This window comes from Bacillus carboniphilus (assembly GCF_039522365.1).
Classification (GTDB): domain Bacteria; phylum Bacillota; class Bacilli; order Bacillales; family JC228; genus Bacillus_BF; species Bacillus_BF carboniphilus.
Window position 1 is genome coordinate 40,720 of the sequence record NZ_BAAADJ010000011.1, and the last position, 15,487, is coordinate 56,206.

Genomic DNA, 15,487 nt, shown 5'->3' on the forward strand with positions numbered 1-15,487 from the left:
GGATTACTATTCCATACTGAGTGGGATTTTGACGAAAAAAAGCCTGCATCCATCCAATAAATAAAAGGTGGGTGCAGGCTTACTCTATGAATTTGATACCATCCGTTTTCGCTTATTCATTATCTTCTTAACAATACTAGCAGCAAACAAAGAAATGAATACCGCCATAACAACAAGCCCCCATAGAGGAACTTTAAAGAGCTTCAACACAACACTTCCCATAATTGCGATATATAAATATGAGAGCCACTTCGCAGTCTCCTGATGTAGATAATATTTGGTTAGCTTTGCCCCGATCGGAGAACCTACCAATGCACCAACAATGAGTAAAAGTGCATTAGAGTAGTCGAAAGGGGTTTTAAGAGCATATGTAATAAAGCCTGCGATCACTATAAACAATACGGACATGAGACTTGTTCCAACCGCTTGTCTCGCCTGGAAGCCTAATAGTGTAATGAGTAATGGGACCATTAAAAATCCCCCACCCACACCTAAAGTAGTGGAAACAAAGCCTCCTGCAATACCAATAAATATGGTCTTTGCTAAAACATTTTTTATTTCTTGGTTTTTCCGTTCATTTTCAGCAGTGGCTGCTACTTCCCTCTTAGTTTCTTGTTTCATCTTCCACGCAAAATATAAGAGCAAAATAATATACAGCAATGGGATGACAACTTCATCTAAACCTCTTTTACTGAGAAACATCACGAAGGGTTGAGCCACTTGGGTCGCCAATACTCCACTTACTCCTAAAATAACGGACATCTTCCATCTGATATTCTTTTGGCGAAGATGGGCGAATGCTCCCATCACACTAGTGGCAATTGAGAACAGAAGACTAACCATAATAGCTTCTACAGGCGAGAAACCAATTAAAAGTAAAAAAGGAGTTAAGATAAAACCGCCACCAACTCCGAAGAACCCAGATAATACACTAATTATGAGACCAACGAGCGGAAATGCAATCCATTCCATGGCTTCCCCACCTTTTCAAAATCAATAGTCCTTATTATACCATGTCACTTTCATTTATTTTCCATACCTTATGGTAATCCACCCAACCCAAATCATTGATATGAACTTGCTTCAGCGAATCAGGATAGTGAACCTCCTGTTTCCATCTATATAACGGTAGAAATAAACCATTATCTATTAACCACTTTTCTAAAAGAAAAAATGTTCTTTGGGAATCCTCAATATAATCCTTCTGGAAAGACTGCTTTACTAAATCTTGTATATAATGACGTGTCTCGTTTCCCCATAAAAATTGACTCAACAGACTCTGAAAGACCATTACATAACTAGCTAAACGAGCCTCAAGTACTGGTTGTTCATATAAGACTAAATCCGCTTCCACCATAGATTCTCTTTTGTGGATGTCTTCAAAAGATACAACATGTAAGATCACTTTTATCCCTTTTCGAATTAAAAATGTCTTCAATGCCATCGCATCCTCTTCATTACCGGCACCATTAAAGGTCCAAATTGTAATCGTTTGATTGTATGTAAACCTCTTGTTTTCTTGAATTTCTACTGATTCAGTTTCTTCATCCAACTTTATAAGTGAACCTATTCTTACACCCTTTTTTCTTATTTCATCCGTTTCTATCCTATATTGTTGAAGGAGATTAACTAATTGACACCTAACCTCTACATCCATCCTTTCTTCATTAAAGAAAATGATTTTACCTCCAGGATCATACCTCTCCTTGGTCTTCCAGGATACAAAAGCCTCTTTCCAAAATGGGTAGTTTTGCAGATGAAATAGTCCTTCCATCTCATTTGAATGTAGCTCATTATACGAACCTCTATTTAACACCCACGCTTCTACTCGATCAATATATGGCCTCTCCCCAAAATAGTAATCATTAGCTTCTAAAATCGTTATATCTAAATGATTTTGTAATAAGCGAAAAGGTCCAGTCCCCATTGGAATATTGTTTTCGCCTTCTGAAAAAATAGATAACGCTGGATGAGCAACTATCTCTAAAAACTGTGGATTTGGTTCATTTAGTTCAAATCTAATCTCAAAAGACCCTTCAGTTCTAATGGACTTAATGAACTGAGAGAGTGGTTCGTAATAAGAATACTGAAGACGCTCATAAGAGGAAATAACATCTGCTGCTTCAAGAGGCTTTCCGTTGTGAAAGGTTACACCCTTTCTTAAAATGAAGGTCCAAGTCGTATAGTCTTTTGTATGAAACCAATCTAATGCGATGTCTCCAACATATCTTCCACCTTCAATCTTCACCAACCTATTACAAACTAGCTGCAAAAAGTGTAAATTCGTTCTTCTTAGTGGATTCTTCGGACTCAATCTTCCTAAAGGACGATAAAAGGGAATTCTAAGAATATCGATCGTTTCCCACGGTCTTCTCTCCCATCCAAAAACACTCATGCTTTTGTTGTTTCCAACTGAATTAGTATCTAATAATGCAGCCTTATATTCATGAAGGCGTTCATTTTCAATTAAAGAAAACGGCGAAACCAATAACTTCACTCTCGAAGGATTTCCTCTACCAACACCTGAATCCCAAAGAATCCAATCCTTTCCTTCAAGCTTCTGAATGATTAGTTTAACGTTTCTATGAGAGCATCCCCATACATCAGCAATTAGTTTTGTAGGCACCGTTAAAGGTACATTTAACCTTTCTCCTGCCAACTTATAAAGTTCATAGTAATATTTAAATAATTTTATACACCCTCACTCCTTAAAAGGCGAAAATTTCTCATTTATTTTTTCTCTTTTTCTTCTACTTTTTTAACTCTATATTGAGAATACACGATGTATTAGGAAGGTGAAAGGTCTGAAAAAACAAGTACGCTTTATCGGATTAGCAACAGGGGCTGCTGTTATGGGAGACTCCTTATTATATATTGTACTCCCCTTGTACTGGCAGGAGTTTGGACTTCAATCCATTTGGCAAGTCGGGGTCTTACTCGGAATCAATCGCTTCATTCGTTTACCAATCAACCCACTTGTTGGATATTTCTATACAAGATATCCCTATATTGTTGGTTTTTTTACTGCATTGTTCCTTGCCGTTTTGACAACCCTAGCATACAGTATTTTTCATGGCTTCTGGCTACTTCTTTTGATTCGCATTTTATGGGGAATTACATGGTCCTTTCTGAGACTTGGTGGAATACTAATGGTCCTTTCAATGGCACAAGATTCAAACCGCGGGGAGTTAATGGGAACTTATAATGGCACGTGGGGAATCGGAGCTCTAGTCGGTATGTTAGCAGGTGGTTGGGGTATTCTATGGATTGAAATGAAAGTCATCTATTATATGTTTTCTGTTCTTATATTAGTCAGCAGTCTTATTCTCCTTACGACACAGAAAACAACACCAACAACTATTGATGAGGGTCCAGTAGAAAATCATAAAACACACTCTGCATTTCTCGATTTATCTTGGCTTAAAGATATAGAGGTCGTTAAACTAATAGTCTCAGCTTGGTCTGTAGGATTTGTTTTCTTTGGGATTATTGGTTCCATATTACCTAATATCATTCAAGAAAGAATCGGCCATGAGTTAGTCTTAAGTAGTGTTACCATAACAGCAGCAGGCGTTGCCGCTTGCCTCCAAGCATTGCGATGGGGCTGGGAACCATATATCAATCCTTATTTCGGCAGATGGACGGATAAAAAGGGAAATAGGTCGTCACTTTTCCCACTACTTCTACTAACAGCAAGCATACTGTTAGGAGTCATTGCTTTCACCGAAGGAAACACCATTCTCCTTCTTGTAATCATAGTCCAATTATTCTCTTCAATGATTGTCACAACAAGCGACACACTAGCTTCTGATTATGCGAGTACTAGGCATCAAGTGCGGACTATGACAGGTTATACAATCGGCATAGACCTTGGAGCTGCTTTTGGTCCATTACTTGCATTTGCCATTTATGATTTTGGCTCTTTGACATGGTCAATTCTTTTAGCATCTATTATTCTTTTGGCTACCGGTCTATTATGGGTCATGTTCAATTCTGGTGTAATTAATGTAAAAAACCCTCGCTCATAAGGCGAGGGCTCTATTTCATTATTTAGAGACAGTTGCTCCACGGTAGAAGTTCGTAATATAAGATCTACCTGTGTTGTGGAAAAGAATAATAAGAACTGGTACTACAACTATGGTTCCTAGTAATAGCACCATGTAAAGTACCGTTGAACCAGCGTTAAAGTGTTTACCCGTCTCATCTTTATATTGATCTTGAAACGCCTGAATATCTGGAGTTAATTCAAAAGAACTTGACTCAACAAATACACCATTCGTTGCATCATAGAACTGAATTTCATGTCCAGTGTAGTAGAAAAAGCGGTCACGCTCTTCCTTATACTCAACATACATAGCATCTACTTGAATCTCACCTGTAACGTTTCCTTCTGAGTCAAGCTGGTTCGTTGTAAAGCTTTGAAGATCTTTTACTGCCACTGAACCCTCATCATAATATGAAAATAGTCCATCAAAGCGTTTTTCTAATGCATCATATACATCATCAGAAACTGAAACTGCTGCACTAGCAGGAATTGCTAATAGTAAAGTAAGTAAAGCAGTGATGAAAAGACTAAGTAGTTTTTTCACCTTGACCCCTCCCTGTTGTGTTTGTTATTGGATCCGTAAGATACGGTAGTTTCTATAGTCTATTGTGTTAGTAGACTTTTAACATAGTAATTATAGCAAGAGATAGGTGAATGAATCAATAACATCTCCTATCAATTTATAAATTTGAAGAATTTTACAGGGGATTTCCCCCAACAAAAGAAGCTCCCACCTGAAAATAAATTCTCTAGGAGCCTCATTTTATTGACTATTCCACCACTATAGTAGATTTCATATCTGCATGGCCTGCACCACACATAATGCTACATACAATTGTGTAGGTACCTGGCTTTAAATTTAACGTTTTAGCTTTACCCGCTTCAATGGAATCACCAGTTTCTTGAATTTGAATACCATGGAATCCATCTGAGTTTTCTAGAATGATTGAAACCTCTCCAGCTTCAATCTTGTACTCTTCTTGATCAAATGCCCAATTTTCAGCAACTATATTTAATTTTTGATCGGCAAGGGCTTGAGAATTCGCATCCTCACTATTTCCACAAGCGGAAAGGAGTAAAACAATAAGCGATATAGATAATACAAATATTTTTTTCATATTTGTCCCTCTTTCATCCTTTTTTAATTGGAGAGTAACCTCTACCCATTACCATTTTATACCGGATTTTCATAATATCCTTGTCCGTTTATGAAAATTCAGTGGCAATTTTAAAACTTATGCAGTTGAGTATATTATCTGCTATACTCACAATGTATGACTTAAGAATGAAATTAAAGGAGTTAACATATGAGTGAATTACTACATAGCTTAGAAGCATGGATTATGGAGTTTGGCACCATTGGGTTATTCATTGTGTCATTCTTAGAATCCTCATTTTTCCCCATTCCACCTGATGTATTTTTGCTGCCTATAGCCATCGCTAACCCTAGTAATGCCTGGTTCCTTGCACTAATTGTTACAGTAGGAAGTGTATTAGGTGCTATATTAGGCTGGTGGATTGGAAAGAAATTAGGAAGGCCCATTTTGTTGAAATTTATTTCTGAAGAAAAAATCCAAAAAGTTGAGGGTTACTTTCAAAAGTATGGGTCCATGGCTATATTAGTTGCTGGATTCACTCCTATTCCATATAAAGTGTTTACCATCTTCTCTGGGGTTACCAATATGAAAATACGTGTCCTTGTTTTTTGGTCTATCATTGGACGAGGTATTCGATTCTTTCTAGAAGCTGCTCTGGTCGTCACACTTGGTGCAAAAGCAATGCCATTTATTGAGGAAAACTTTACACTTATCACGATTATTGGTGGAGGTATTCTAATTATCGCCTATATTTTGTACCAATTCGTTTGGAAAAAAAGACACAAATAAGAAACATATACACACTATCTCATTTTAGTGTGTTTTTTTTACAGAATTGTTTTTGGAATTTTCGGTTTGCAGTAAAAAGAGGAAAGTAAAATTACAAAGTTTATTTAAAAGGGGATGTATGAATGGGTATATTTATTCGGCTACTGAAGCGCATCGGTAGTCTTGAATATGGGGTGATTGTTTTATTGTCCCTAGTGATTGTACTTTTTGGGACTATTTCGATTTACCTTATTGAGCCGGAAAACTTCCCTAGCATATTTGATAGTTTTTGGTGGACAATGACAACCCTTACTACTGTCGGCTACGGAGACTTTTTCCCAACGACTATTGCCGGAAGATGGATTGGCATTTTTCTCTTCCTATTCGGAATTGGCATTATTGGAGTATTTATAACCAAAACGGTTGATTCCTTAACAACCTATACTCGTTTAAAATCGGAGGGTAAGCTCGTGTATAAACAGAAGGAACATTATATTTATATCGGCTGGTCTAAAAAAGTAGAAAAGGCGATTAGGGAGGTATTGCAACACAACCCAAAAGCCAAGGTAGTCCTTATCAATCAACTATCTCAAACACCCATCGTTCATGATCAAATTCATTTTATTCAAGGGGACCCTTCTCAACACGATACATTAGTAAAAGCCAATATTCTCGAAGCAAAACGTGTAGCGATTTTTTCGGATTCGAATATTGATGACCCTGCTTTAGCAGATGGAAAAACCCTACTCACTGCATCTGCTGTAGAGTCTTTGTCGGAGCAATATCAACGAAATATCCATACCGTTGTAGAAATTCGTGAAGAGCAAAACATCACAAAGTTTAAGCATATCAATGTAGATGATTTCATTTTATCTGATGACTCCGTATCACTTTTAATGGCCAAGGCTACTCTACAACCTGGTACTACTCATATTTTTAGGCAGCTTCTTAGCAAAAGCTTTGGCAGCAATATTCATGAAATTTCTCCTAAACCTCATTGGAAGACCTATAAAGAGGCTTCTTCCGAGTTATATGAAAAAGGGGCTATTCTTATGGCCGTTAATCAAGATATGGACGTTGCCACTCATCATACGAAAGAATTAAAGCAAACTGACATACTCTATATAGTTTGTAATGATGAAACCTTTCACGAATTGAGTAATCATTAAAGAGGGGTATTTATTTAAACCGGGGGTTTTGCTAAAAAGGCGGAACTTAGAGTCCACTGAACCATGATAAACTGCATTTTACATAAAAATAGCAGAACCTGTGTCTGGAGGATGAAGTAAGAGGACACAGGTTCCGTTATTTGATTAAAATGGCCTGTATTGCGGGGATTGGCGGACAGAGAATCCGTTATTTAGCATAAATTAACCAAAAAAGTACTAAAAATGGACGAATAGTGGAATCTGTGTCCGTTTAAAGCTCGAAAACCGTCCTTTGTGTGAAAATAGCGGATCGTATGTCCGTTTAACATTCGAAAACCGGCACTTGGTTAATCAGCTTATCCAGTTTCCAGCTAAGTCCCGAAAAAGCTGCAACTGGTAATAATATCCATCAGCGGTTCCCTTTTCTGCACTAAAAAGCCGAAAACGGTAATCATAGCCCACCGATGACACATTACCCTCCGTATTTTAACTGCAAATGCAGGATTTGGAATAAACGATTAAACAGGAACCTTCCCAATATATTCAGCCTGCGGACGATACAGTGTATTATCACTTGCCTGCTCTAAAACATGGGCTGTCCACCCTACCATTCGACTGGCTGAGAAGGTAGGAGTAAATAATTCTGGTTCCATTTCAATGGCTTTCATAACCGCCGCCGCATAATACTCAACGTTTGTGTATAGCTTCCGTCCTGGCTTCCATTTTTCTAAATGGTCAATCACCATTTCTTCTACCTGATTTGCTAGTAATAGCCACGGATCATCCTTACCGATGGTTTGAACAACCTGGCGCAACGCTTCGGCTCTTGGGTCTCTTGTTTTATATACTCTATGGCCAAACCCCATAATTCTTTCATTATTAGATAATTTGTTTTCAATCCATTGTTCAGCATGCTCAATTTCCTGAATCTCATTCAGCATGTCAATCACGCCCGTAGGAGCACCTCCGTGTAACGGCCCCTTCATCGTACCAATTGCAGAAGTAATCGCAGAGACCATATCTGATTCAGTAGAGGCTGTAACTCGTGCAGAAAAAGTAGAGGCATTTAACCCATGTTCAATTGTTAAGACCATGTATGTTTCTAATGCTCGAACATGTACTGCGTTTGGTTCTTCGCCTTTCAACATGTATAAAAAATTGGCTACAAAACCTAGGTCTTCCCTTGGATATATAAAAGGTTGTCCCTTCACTTTATGATACCAGTAACTAATGATAGTAGGAGTAATCGCTACCATTTCAATGGCTTCTTGTACAGTTGGCTTCCACTTTACATTTTCTGTACCAAGAGCAGAAATCGCTGTTCTTAGAGCACTCATGATACTTACGTTTAAGGGTAAACAGTCTAGAACTGCCTTCACATGGTTAGGGAGATTTCTTTTCAACCGGAGCATATTGCTCAATGACTGTAACTCTTTTTCTGATGGCCAGGTTCCATTCCAAATAAAATACGCTACTTCTTCAAATGATTTTTTAAGAGCAAGTTGATTGGCATACTCTCCCCTATAAAGTAAAACCCCATTCGTTCCATCTACTAAACTTAAACAGGTTTGAGCAGCAACTACACCTTTTAAACCTTTCAACATGTTATCTACCACCTTTCTTACTTCTATTTTATGGTAGATTTCTATTTAAAAAAATTAAATATTATTTTATATTTTAATTAAGAATCTTAATTAAAAAGGAGAGAATCATTTGGAACTAAAATGGCTAAAGACCTTTTTACTAGCTGCCAAATATGAGAATTTCAGAAAAGCTGCTGAAGACTTATTCGTTTCCCAGCCTACAGTCACGGTTCATATTCATTTATTAGAAGAAGAGTTGGGTTGTAAACTTTTTAAACGTGATGGCCGCCAAATTATTTTGACCGAAGCTGGTAGAGGCTATATTTCCCATGCCAAGCAGATTCTGAACATGTTTGAAGCAAGTGTAGAGGAGTTAAAAAAGATTCAAGAAGGCTATCAAACAAAACTTACACTAGCTGTTTCACCTTTTATTGCATCATCCATTTTACCTGCTTTAATACGATCATATGTAAACCAGTATCCACAAGTTGATTTAAACATACAAGTTATTGAATCAAGTATGATCCCGGACCTAATTTCCAAAGGTGAAGCTGATATTGGATTATCTCGACAGCAAATTCAAATGAAAGGACTTCGGTGTCTTCCACTGCACCAGGACAAAGTGAAGCTAATTGTACCTCATGATGGGTATGACCCGGAATCCGCTCCACCAGTAGAAGTCGATGAACTTTTTCAGTCTCATCGTCTGATTGTTCATACACACCCTGACTATTGGGAAGAACTACTCCCAGTTATAAAAAGACAATACCCATTTACTAAAACCATGACTGTTTCTCAAGTTCATGTAACCAAGCGATTTATTGAGGAGGGACTAGGGATATCCTTCTTGCCACTTTCAATTGTCCAAAGAGAATTATTAGAAGGGAGATTATTAGAAGTTGAAACTCCTCATATACCAGAGGTAACAGCACGTACCTACGCTCTGACTAAATACACAAATGCAGAAATTAGTAGATTTCTCGACTATATCTCCCAATATAGGGTGTAATGAGGCTACCCACTTTCTCACAGTCATGTTAAAATATTCTAATAACTTTGAACGGAAGGGTGCAGAGAATGCCATTGCAGAATGTTAATTACTTAACAAAAGAGGAACTGAAAATTTTAGAGGAAACGGTTCTCTTTGCATCCGAAGCCCATACTGGGCAGTTTCGTGATACTGGAGAAGCTTTTATTCACCATCCAATTGAAATTACTCAAATGCTAGCTGAATACAAAGTAGACCTAACAACTCTCCAGGCAGCCATTTTACATGACGTGGTGGAAGATACCTCCATTCAGATAAAAGAAATAAAAGAAAAGTTTGGTCAGGAAGTGGCCTTTATTGTTGAATCTTTAACTAAAGGAAAGCGACCTACAAACATAAGTCGTCTCGAGTTTATGGAGAGCTACTATACCCAAATTCTTCTTGCTGCAGAAACAGATATCCGAGTAGCCATCATTAAAATATTCGATCGACTTCATAATATCCAAACCTTACATGGAAAACCTATTCCAAAGCAAGTCAATTACGCTAATGAAACCCTAACTTTCTTCGCACCCTTAGCCAAAAAATTAGGGTTACGACGTGTTCAAAAAGCGATAGAAGAACAAGCATTCTTTTATCTAAATCCAAAGAGATATCACAAAACAAATCTTCTTATTGAGCAATATAAACAGCAGTTGAAGCCGCTTTTAGATAAACTTCAATCAGCACTTCAGCCAGACAATGTTGTAGATTTCGATCACACACCTGTGTATTCTTTATATTCGAACTTACAGTATGAAAGTTCTCTTGAACGAGAAATCTCACTAATCGTTCGTACTGCTTCCATTGAAGAATGCTATACCGTACTCGGGGTCATTCACTCGTTATGGAAACCCATTAACCATCTATTTGTTGATTCTATCAACCAGTCTGCAAGCCCCTTTGAACAATACTTACTCACCACTATAGAAACTGAAGATGGTTCACGATGTACGATTAAAATTATGACCAAAGAACAAGGTCAGTATTACCACTACGGTATTCTATATAAATTAGATGCTTACCAAAGTCTTCAATATGATTATGGGACGGATACAAACTATGAGGAATTCATCGCAGAATATTTTCAACCTACGATTACAGTCTATAATCAATTCGGGGAAATGGTAGTAATCCCAGAAGGCGCTACAGTAGTGGATTACTTGTTTTACGCCTTTGAAGAGAAAGCTTTTTATGCAACCGAAATAAAAGTGAATGGTCAACACTCCCATGTTAATCAGCCACTAATACCTGGTGACAAAATTGTTTTGCAGTTTAGTCAGGAGTCAAAGTTATTTACTTCCAATTGGGTTCACTACGCGACCACTAGAAAAGCACTTCAATATTTAGAAGTGCAAGAAAGTAGTAGTTGAAATTTTGAAATGTTTAAAAAGGGCCGTATGCCTGGCCCTTACTCAAACAACTGATAAGGGAACTCTCGGTAGTTTTGTATGATTACATCAGCAACCTCAGATTCCCCCTGAAACATGATAGTTGTTAATTTTAATTTCTTTCCTGGGATTAAATCAAGATCTCGGTCCCCCACTACACCGTCGAGTGAAAATTTTTCATTCATATAGGAATAAGCTGAGATATCCGGTTTCCGAGGATAGCCATCCTCTTTACCGATTACTTCTTCAAAAAAGGGTGCCATCCCATGAAAATCTAGAACTTTTTCAACTATTTCACGTTCCTTATGGGTTACAATCACGTTCTTTTTGGCTTGCCTTAATACGTCCATTACATCAGGAAAAGGTTGATACATTTCGATTCCAACTTTCTCTTCTAGCTCTCTCATCTTTTCCATTTGTTCTTTCGTAATGTGAAAGTAATCAATGGCATGTGAAAACGAAACCTTCAGCTGTTTGTAAAGCTCTTCCTTGTCTACTTTTCCGTCTAACACTTCATCTAGAAGCCTTACATATAGCGGATATGTATCAAATAGCGTTCCATCAAAATCCCACAAAAGATTCATGAATTACCCGCTCCTCTCTCGATTAAGTGTTCCGTATGCTCCATATAAATCTTTTCTGCAATTTTCTTAATTGTTTCCATATCAGCAAATGGAAATCCCGTAGGAGTTGATTCTCCTAATCTTTTTTCAAACTCTTCCTTAATTAGATAGGATGCAAAATTGTGAGGAAATTCTGGATTTGAATCTGCTTCATGTAAAACTTGTTGGATGACTCTAGATGAATCTTCATACATAATTTCCACCAATTTTGCTCGATATTCCAACTCATGGTTTTTTAGATTAGGGAACCTTTCAAAATCATCGACGTGTTGAGCCTCGTGTTTTAGATAAGAAATTTGGAACTTGGGAGATTCTAATATATCTCGATAAATGCTATACACACAATAAAGGCCATCTTCTTTTGCCCAGCCTCCTGCTCCCTTTCGACCACAGGTAGCAAAATCCAACCAGCTTCGCATGATAAAATCATGCATAAATACAACCTTTAGAGTCTGCTTTCCAAGTGGGAGGTCTACTTCGTACACTTTTTCTTCACTTTCTCTCCAAATATAAGGCCCATAAAAAGGCTCTGTTTTTCCGCCTAGGAAATGAAAACCCTCTTCTTCAAACATTTTTTGAATAGTTGAACTTAATTCAACCTTATCTTGTTGCATAAATCCAATTTCTTGGCTTAAATTCTCTATTAAATTTGATTCTGCTTCTTCATGACCTTTTCTTTTTAACAAGACATCGCGGTAATATGTATAAAAGCTGTTTAATATGGGCTGTAATCTACTTGATACCGATGTAATTGGATTAACCCCTTCATAGAAGCGGCTATACATTTGTTCTTTTAGATCTTCCCATTCTTCTGTTAGCTCTTTGTTATTCTCTAGTAATTTGTATGCTTTCTGGACGTCGCCTGTTAAGCAATACTTCCAAAATTGATTCTCCCAGCTTTTCACCATCCGGTTCCCTCCTATGTAAAAGAGCTGCTCAAAATTTGAACAGCTCCATATCTTCTTTACTTCTTAATTATCTTTACTCGATAACTCATAGCCTTCGAAAGATCTACCTTTTCCGTGAACTCCATCGTATTGTAATCCAACGCCCCACCTGGATTGATGGTATCAATTGTAAGGTTGGTATTTTTCAAGAGAAGCTGCAAATCTGCCGGCGAATAACATCTTAAGGACTGGGTAACTACCTCACTTGGGTTCTCACTTAGCCACCATGAATCCTCCATCCGACATTCAAATGCGTTAAAAGTATAGCGCCGTTCAACCTCTCCAAATTTCATGTTTTGCCCATCTGCATAGGACCAAAACCAAGGGGTATATACATCCATTAAAATGGAGCCCCCCGGCTTAAGCCATTTTTCCATTAAATTCAATAATCTCGTTTGATCTTCATCTGTTCCAATTCCAAACCCATCCCAATAACAGATGGCATCAAAATAAGCGTCATAATCTAATCTATAAAAGTCTTCTTCTTTAATAGAAATAAAGGACTCAACTTTATATTCTTCACACAATTTCCTTATATGTTTGACAGAATCAGGGACAATTTCAACAGCGGTCACATGGTAACCAGCTAATGCTGCGGACACAGAAAACTGTCCACCACCTGCACCTAACTCCAACACCTGCAGCGGGGGTGCCCCAACAGATTGATTTAAATCTCTCACCTTATTATTATGATAATCAGTGGGATTACCTTCATAGGCCTTAGCCCATTTATTTTGCTTGGAATAAAATTCTTTAACCCATTTCATTCTTAATCGCTCCTTTTCTATTAGCAATGCTTTAGTCCCAACAGAAAAAGATCAATTATAAAATAACCCCATTAAGGTGCGCCTCCCATAGCGTAACATTGAAAAAACTTCTGAAATCCCTTCATAAATCAGGTACACTATCAATATATCATTTCTAAAACAATAAAAATACACTCTAAAAAAACCCTATATTTAGGAGGTCCTATGGAATTAGAAACGCAAGAACTGAAATATAAAGGCATAAAAGGCTGGCTAATTATTGTTATTATTTTTCTAATAGGGAACCCAATCGGCAGCATCTATCATATTACAACTGGCTTAATTCCATTTTTTCAAGATGGAAACTGGAAGGACATTACAACAAAAGGAAATGACTTATACCACCCCATTTTTGGAACCGTTATTGTGATGGAATTAGCGATGTATATTTTTATAACTGTCATGACCTTGGTATTGTTGTACCAAATGTTACTTAGAAAGGCTATTTTTCCGAAACTATTTATTTCTTTTTTACTTATGGATTTAATTGTAGGATTTCTTTATGCATCCGGCTACCTTATTGTGGCGGCTAATACTCCTGCATTTGCTACACAAAGAGAAAATTTATATTTAGAAATTGGGGGAGCTTTAGCATCACATTTACTTTTTGCGTCCATTTGGATTCCTTATTTTCTAAAGTCTAGAAGAGTTCGAGCTACATTCACTGAGGAGTAAATCAAATAACGGATCCTGTGTCCGGGTAGTGGCCGAGGCGGACAGGAGATCCGTTATTGGCATAAAAATGTACATTTTCAAGGGTTAGGCGGACAGAGAATCCGTTATTTGGCAAAAATCAGCTGATAAAGGCATCAAAACAGTCAAATAGCGGAATGTGAGTCCGTTTACCCCAAGAAAAACGGCATGTTCGTTGGAATAACGGAACCTATGTCCGGCTATTTCTCCCTACTGTCATAAGATACCACTCGAACCCGAACCCCTCTTGTAAACTTTTCCTCCGCTTTCTTATTCAATAAATCAATCTTTTCAGAAACAGAAGAAGCTGTTTGACCCTTCCCATCTACGATTACCTTAGGATCTAATAATCTAGGTTTATGTTTCATATAAAAATCGTAGCTTTTCTCGTCCTCTACTACTTCTACATGTGGATGAATCTGCCGCAATATTTGTACGATATCCGGATCCTTGCTTTCTCGGAGAATGCACCATACCTCTTCATCCTGCAACAATAGGTCTGCTTCAGAAATTACCTTCTTTTTTAACCCTAGGTACATTAAAATTGAAAGCTTCCTATTCCCATATGCATTTAAGGGATGCATAAAAAAATCAACAACTTCCTTATAGTAAAGGTCAGTGAACTTTTCTGCAGCTTCAATTGATTTGAAAGCCATACTCCCCTGTTGAATGGTTATGTTTTCTAAAAAGTATTGAATATCATCTAGATCTAGAGTTCCGTAATGAAACTGATCCCTTAAAGTATAATCAACTCGGTCGGCACATAAGTCTGGTAGTGGCTTTTCAAGAATGGTCCAGGGATCCATTTCAAATAAAATCTCTTTTTTGAATCCATGTCTATGTAAAACCTCAGGGATTTCTGACTCTTCAATGACTTTTACATATATTTGTTCATGATAATCCTCGTTCTTATTCTCAAGTGCAAAATCAACTACATGAGAAAATGCTGTATGAGAGACATCATGTAATAAGGCTACGATTTGCTCTTCAATACTTCCTCCCATATTTCGAACCAAGAGCATAGTTCCGACAGAATGTTCGTACCGAGTGACGTTCCACTCAGGATTTACTAGATAACTAGCACCTCCCTGATGTACACCCTTTAAGCGTTGTATGGGCTTAGTTTGAATAAGTTCTTTTAACACCAGATCGATTTCGAAGGTTCCGTAAATTGGGTCAGTTATCATTCATTTCACCTCTTTATAGCTTTACTACATACCTTTAAAGTATATTCTTTGACATTTATGGGATTTTTGAATATTTCAAAGGGCTATTTTCGTATACTTTGTTGCTTTCGACAGTAGTTGGTTCTATGAACTAAGGGCGTTGATTTCCGTTGCAGGCGCTTGCTTTCCGTGG

15 protein-coding genes are annotated in these 15,487 nt (G+C 37.5%); 6 read left to right on the forward strand and 9 right to left on the reverse strand.

The genetic code is table 11. The features are described 5' to 3' along the window. Nucleotides 1-84: 84 nt before the first annotated feature. Together ABDZ91_RS05580 and ABDZ91_RS05585 are read right to left on the reverse strand one after the other, a co-directional pair. Complete coding sequence (locus tag ABDZ91_RS05580) at nt 85-972, reverse strand: sulfite exporter TauE/SafE family protein (RefSeq protein WP_343797061.1); 888 nt, start codon at nt 970-972, stop codon at nt 85-87. 34 nt (nt 973-1,006) lie between these two features. Beyond that, nucleotides 1,007-2,695, reverse strand: a complete 1,689-nt coding sequence (locus ABDZ91_RS05585) for an ABC transporter substrate-binding protein (RefSeq protein ID WP_343797196.1) — start codon at nt 2,693-2,695, stop codon at nt 1,007-1,009. A gap of 100 nt (nt 2,696-2,795) precedes the next feature. Between ABDZ91_RS05585 and ABDZ91_RS05590 the strand changes: the two genes are divergently transcribed. Beyond that, nucleotides 2,796-4,028 carry an MFS transporter gene (locus ABDZ91_RS05590; RefSeq protein WP_343797062.1) on the forward strand — a complete coding sequence of 411 codons (1,233 nt, stop codon included), beginning with the start codon at nt 2,796-2,798 and terminating at the stop codon, nt 4,026-4,028. Nucleotides 4,029-4,046: 18 nt separating this feature from the next. Here ABDZ91_RS05590 and ABDZ91_RS05595 read toward each other — a convergent pair whose 3' ends face one another. Together ABDZ91_RS05595 and ABDZ91_RS05600 are read right to left on the reverse strand one after the other, a co-directional pair. Then, a complete protein-coding gene (locus tag ABDZ91_RS05595) occupies nt 4,047-4,589 on the reverse strand; it encodes a hypothetical protein (RefSeq protein WP_343797063.1) in 543 nt (180 codons plus the stop codon). 226 nt (nt 4,590-4,815) lie between these two features. Next, complete coding sequence (locus tag ABDZ91_RS05600; protein ID WP_343797065.1) at nt 4,816-5,163, reverse strand: cupredoxin domain-containing protein; 348 nt, start codon at nt 5,161-5,163, stop codon at nt 4,816-4,818. Nucleotides 5,164-5,352: 189 nt separating this feature from the next. On the opposite strand from ABDZ91_RS05600, the gene ABDZ91_RS05605 reads away from it, so the two are divergent. Next, complete coding sequence (locus ABDZ91_RS05605) at nt 5,353-5,931, forward strand: YqaA family protein (RefSeq protein ID WP_343797066.1); 579 nt, start codon at nt 5,353-5,355, stop codon at nt 5,929-5,931. A gap of 122 nt (nt 5,932-6,053) precedes the next feature. Next, nucleotides 6,054-7,079 (forward strand): potassium channel family protein, encoded by a 1,026-nt coding sequence (locus tag ABDZ91_RS05610; RefSeq protein ID WP_343797067.1) that lies wholly within the window; start codon nt 6,054-6,056, stop codon nt 7,077-7,079. Between the two features lie 497 nt (nt 7,080-7,576). Here ABDZ91_RS05610 and ABDZ91_RS05615 read toward each other — a convergent pair whose 3' ends face one another. After that, the gene (locus ABDZ91_RS05615) at nt 7,577-8,662 is read right to left on the reverse strand and encodes a citrate/2-methylcitrate synthase (protein ID WP_343797069.1); all 1,086 of its coding nucleotides are present in this window, start codon (nt 8,660-8,662) and stop codon (nt 7,577-7,579) included. A gap of 109 nt (nt 8,663-8,771) precedes the next feature. On the opposite strand from ABDZ91_RS05615, the gene ABDZ91_RS05620 reads away from it, so the two are divergent. Beyond that, entirely contained in the window at nt 8,772-9,650 is an 879-nt protein-coding gene (locus ABDZ91_RS05620; RefSeq protein ID WP_343797070.1) for a LysR family transcriptional regulator, read from the forward strand. A gap of 68 nt (nt 9,651-9,718) precedes the next feature. Next, nucleotides 9,719-11,041 (forward strand): HD domain-containing protein, encoded by a 1,323-nt coding sequence (locus ABDZ91_RS05625; RefSeq protein WP_343797072.1) that lies wholly within the window; start codon nt 9,719-9,721, stop codon nt 11,039-11,041. A 38-nt stretch (nt 11,042-11,079) separates the two neighbouring features. Here the strand turns inward: ABDZ91_RS05625 and ABDZ91_RS05630 are convergent, their stop codons facing one another. The 3 genes from ABDZ91_RS05630 to ABDZ91_RS05640 are packed head-to-tail and all read right to left on the reverse strand — an operon-like array spanning nt 11,080 to nt 13,396. Continuing rightward, entirely contained in the window at nt 11,080-11,643 is a 564-nt protein-coding gene (locus ABDZ91_RS05630; RefSeq protein WP_343797074.1) for an HAD-IA family hydrolase, read from the reverse strand. Continuing rightward, nucleotides 11,640-12,590: a hypothetical protein gene (locus tag ABDZ91_RS05635; protein ID WP_343797075.1), complete on the reverse strand. Its 951-nt coding sequence runs from the start codon at nt 12,588-12,590 to the stop codon at nt 11,640-11,642. The genes ABDZ91_RS05630 and ABDZ91_RS05635 overlap by 4 nt, the downstream gene beginning before the upstream one ends. Nucleotides 12,591-12,646: 56 nt before the next feature. Then, a complete protein-coding gene (locus ABDZ91_RS05640; RefSeq protein ID WP_343797077.1) occupies nt 12,647-13,396 on the reverse strand; it encodes a class I SAM-dependent methyltransferase in 750 nt (249 codons plus the stop codon). Between the two features lie 204 nt (nt 13,397-13,600). Here ABDZ91_RS05640 and ABDZ91_RS05645 point away from each other — a divergent pair, with 204 nt between their 5' ends. Then, a complete protein-coding gene (locus tag ABDZ91_RS05645; RefSeq protein WP_343797079.1) occupies nt 13,601-14,110 on the forward strand; it encodes a DUF2569 domain-containing protein in 510 nt (169 codons plus the stop codon). A 218-nt stretch (nt 14,111-14,328) separates the two neighbouring features. On the opposite strand, the gene ABDZ91_RS05650 is transcribed toward ABDZ91_RS05645, so the two are convergent. Beyond that, complete coding sequence (locus ABDZ91_RS05650) at nt 14,329-15,315, reverse strand: HD domain-containing protein (protein WP_343797081.1); 987 nt, start codon at nt 15,313-15,315, stop codon at nt 14,329-14,331. Nucleotides 15,316-15,487: the final 172 nt, after the last annotated feature.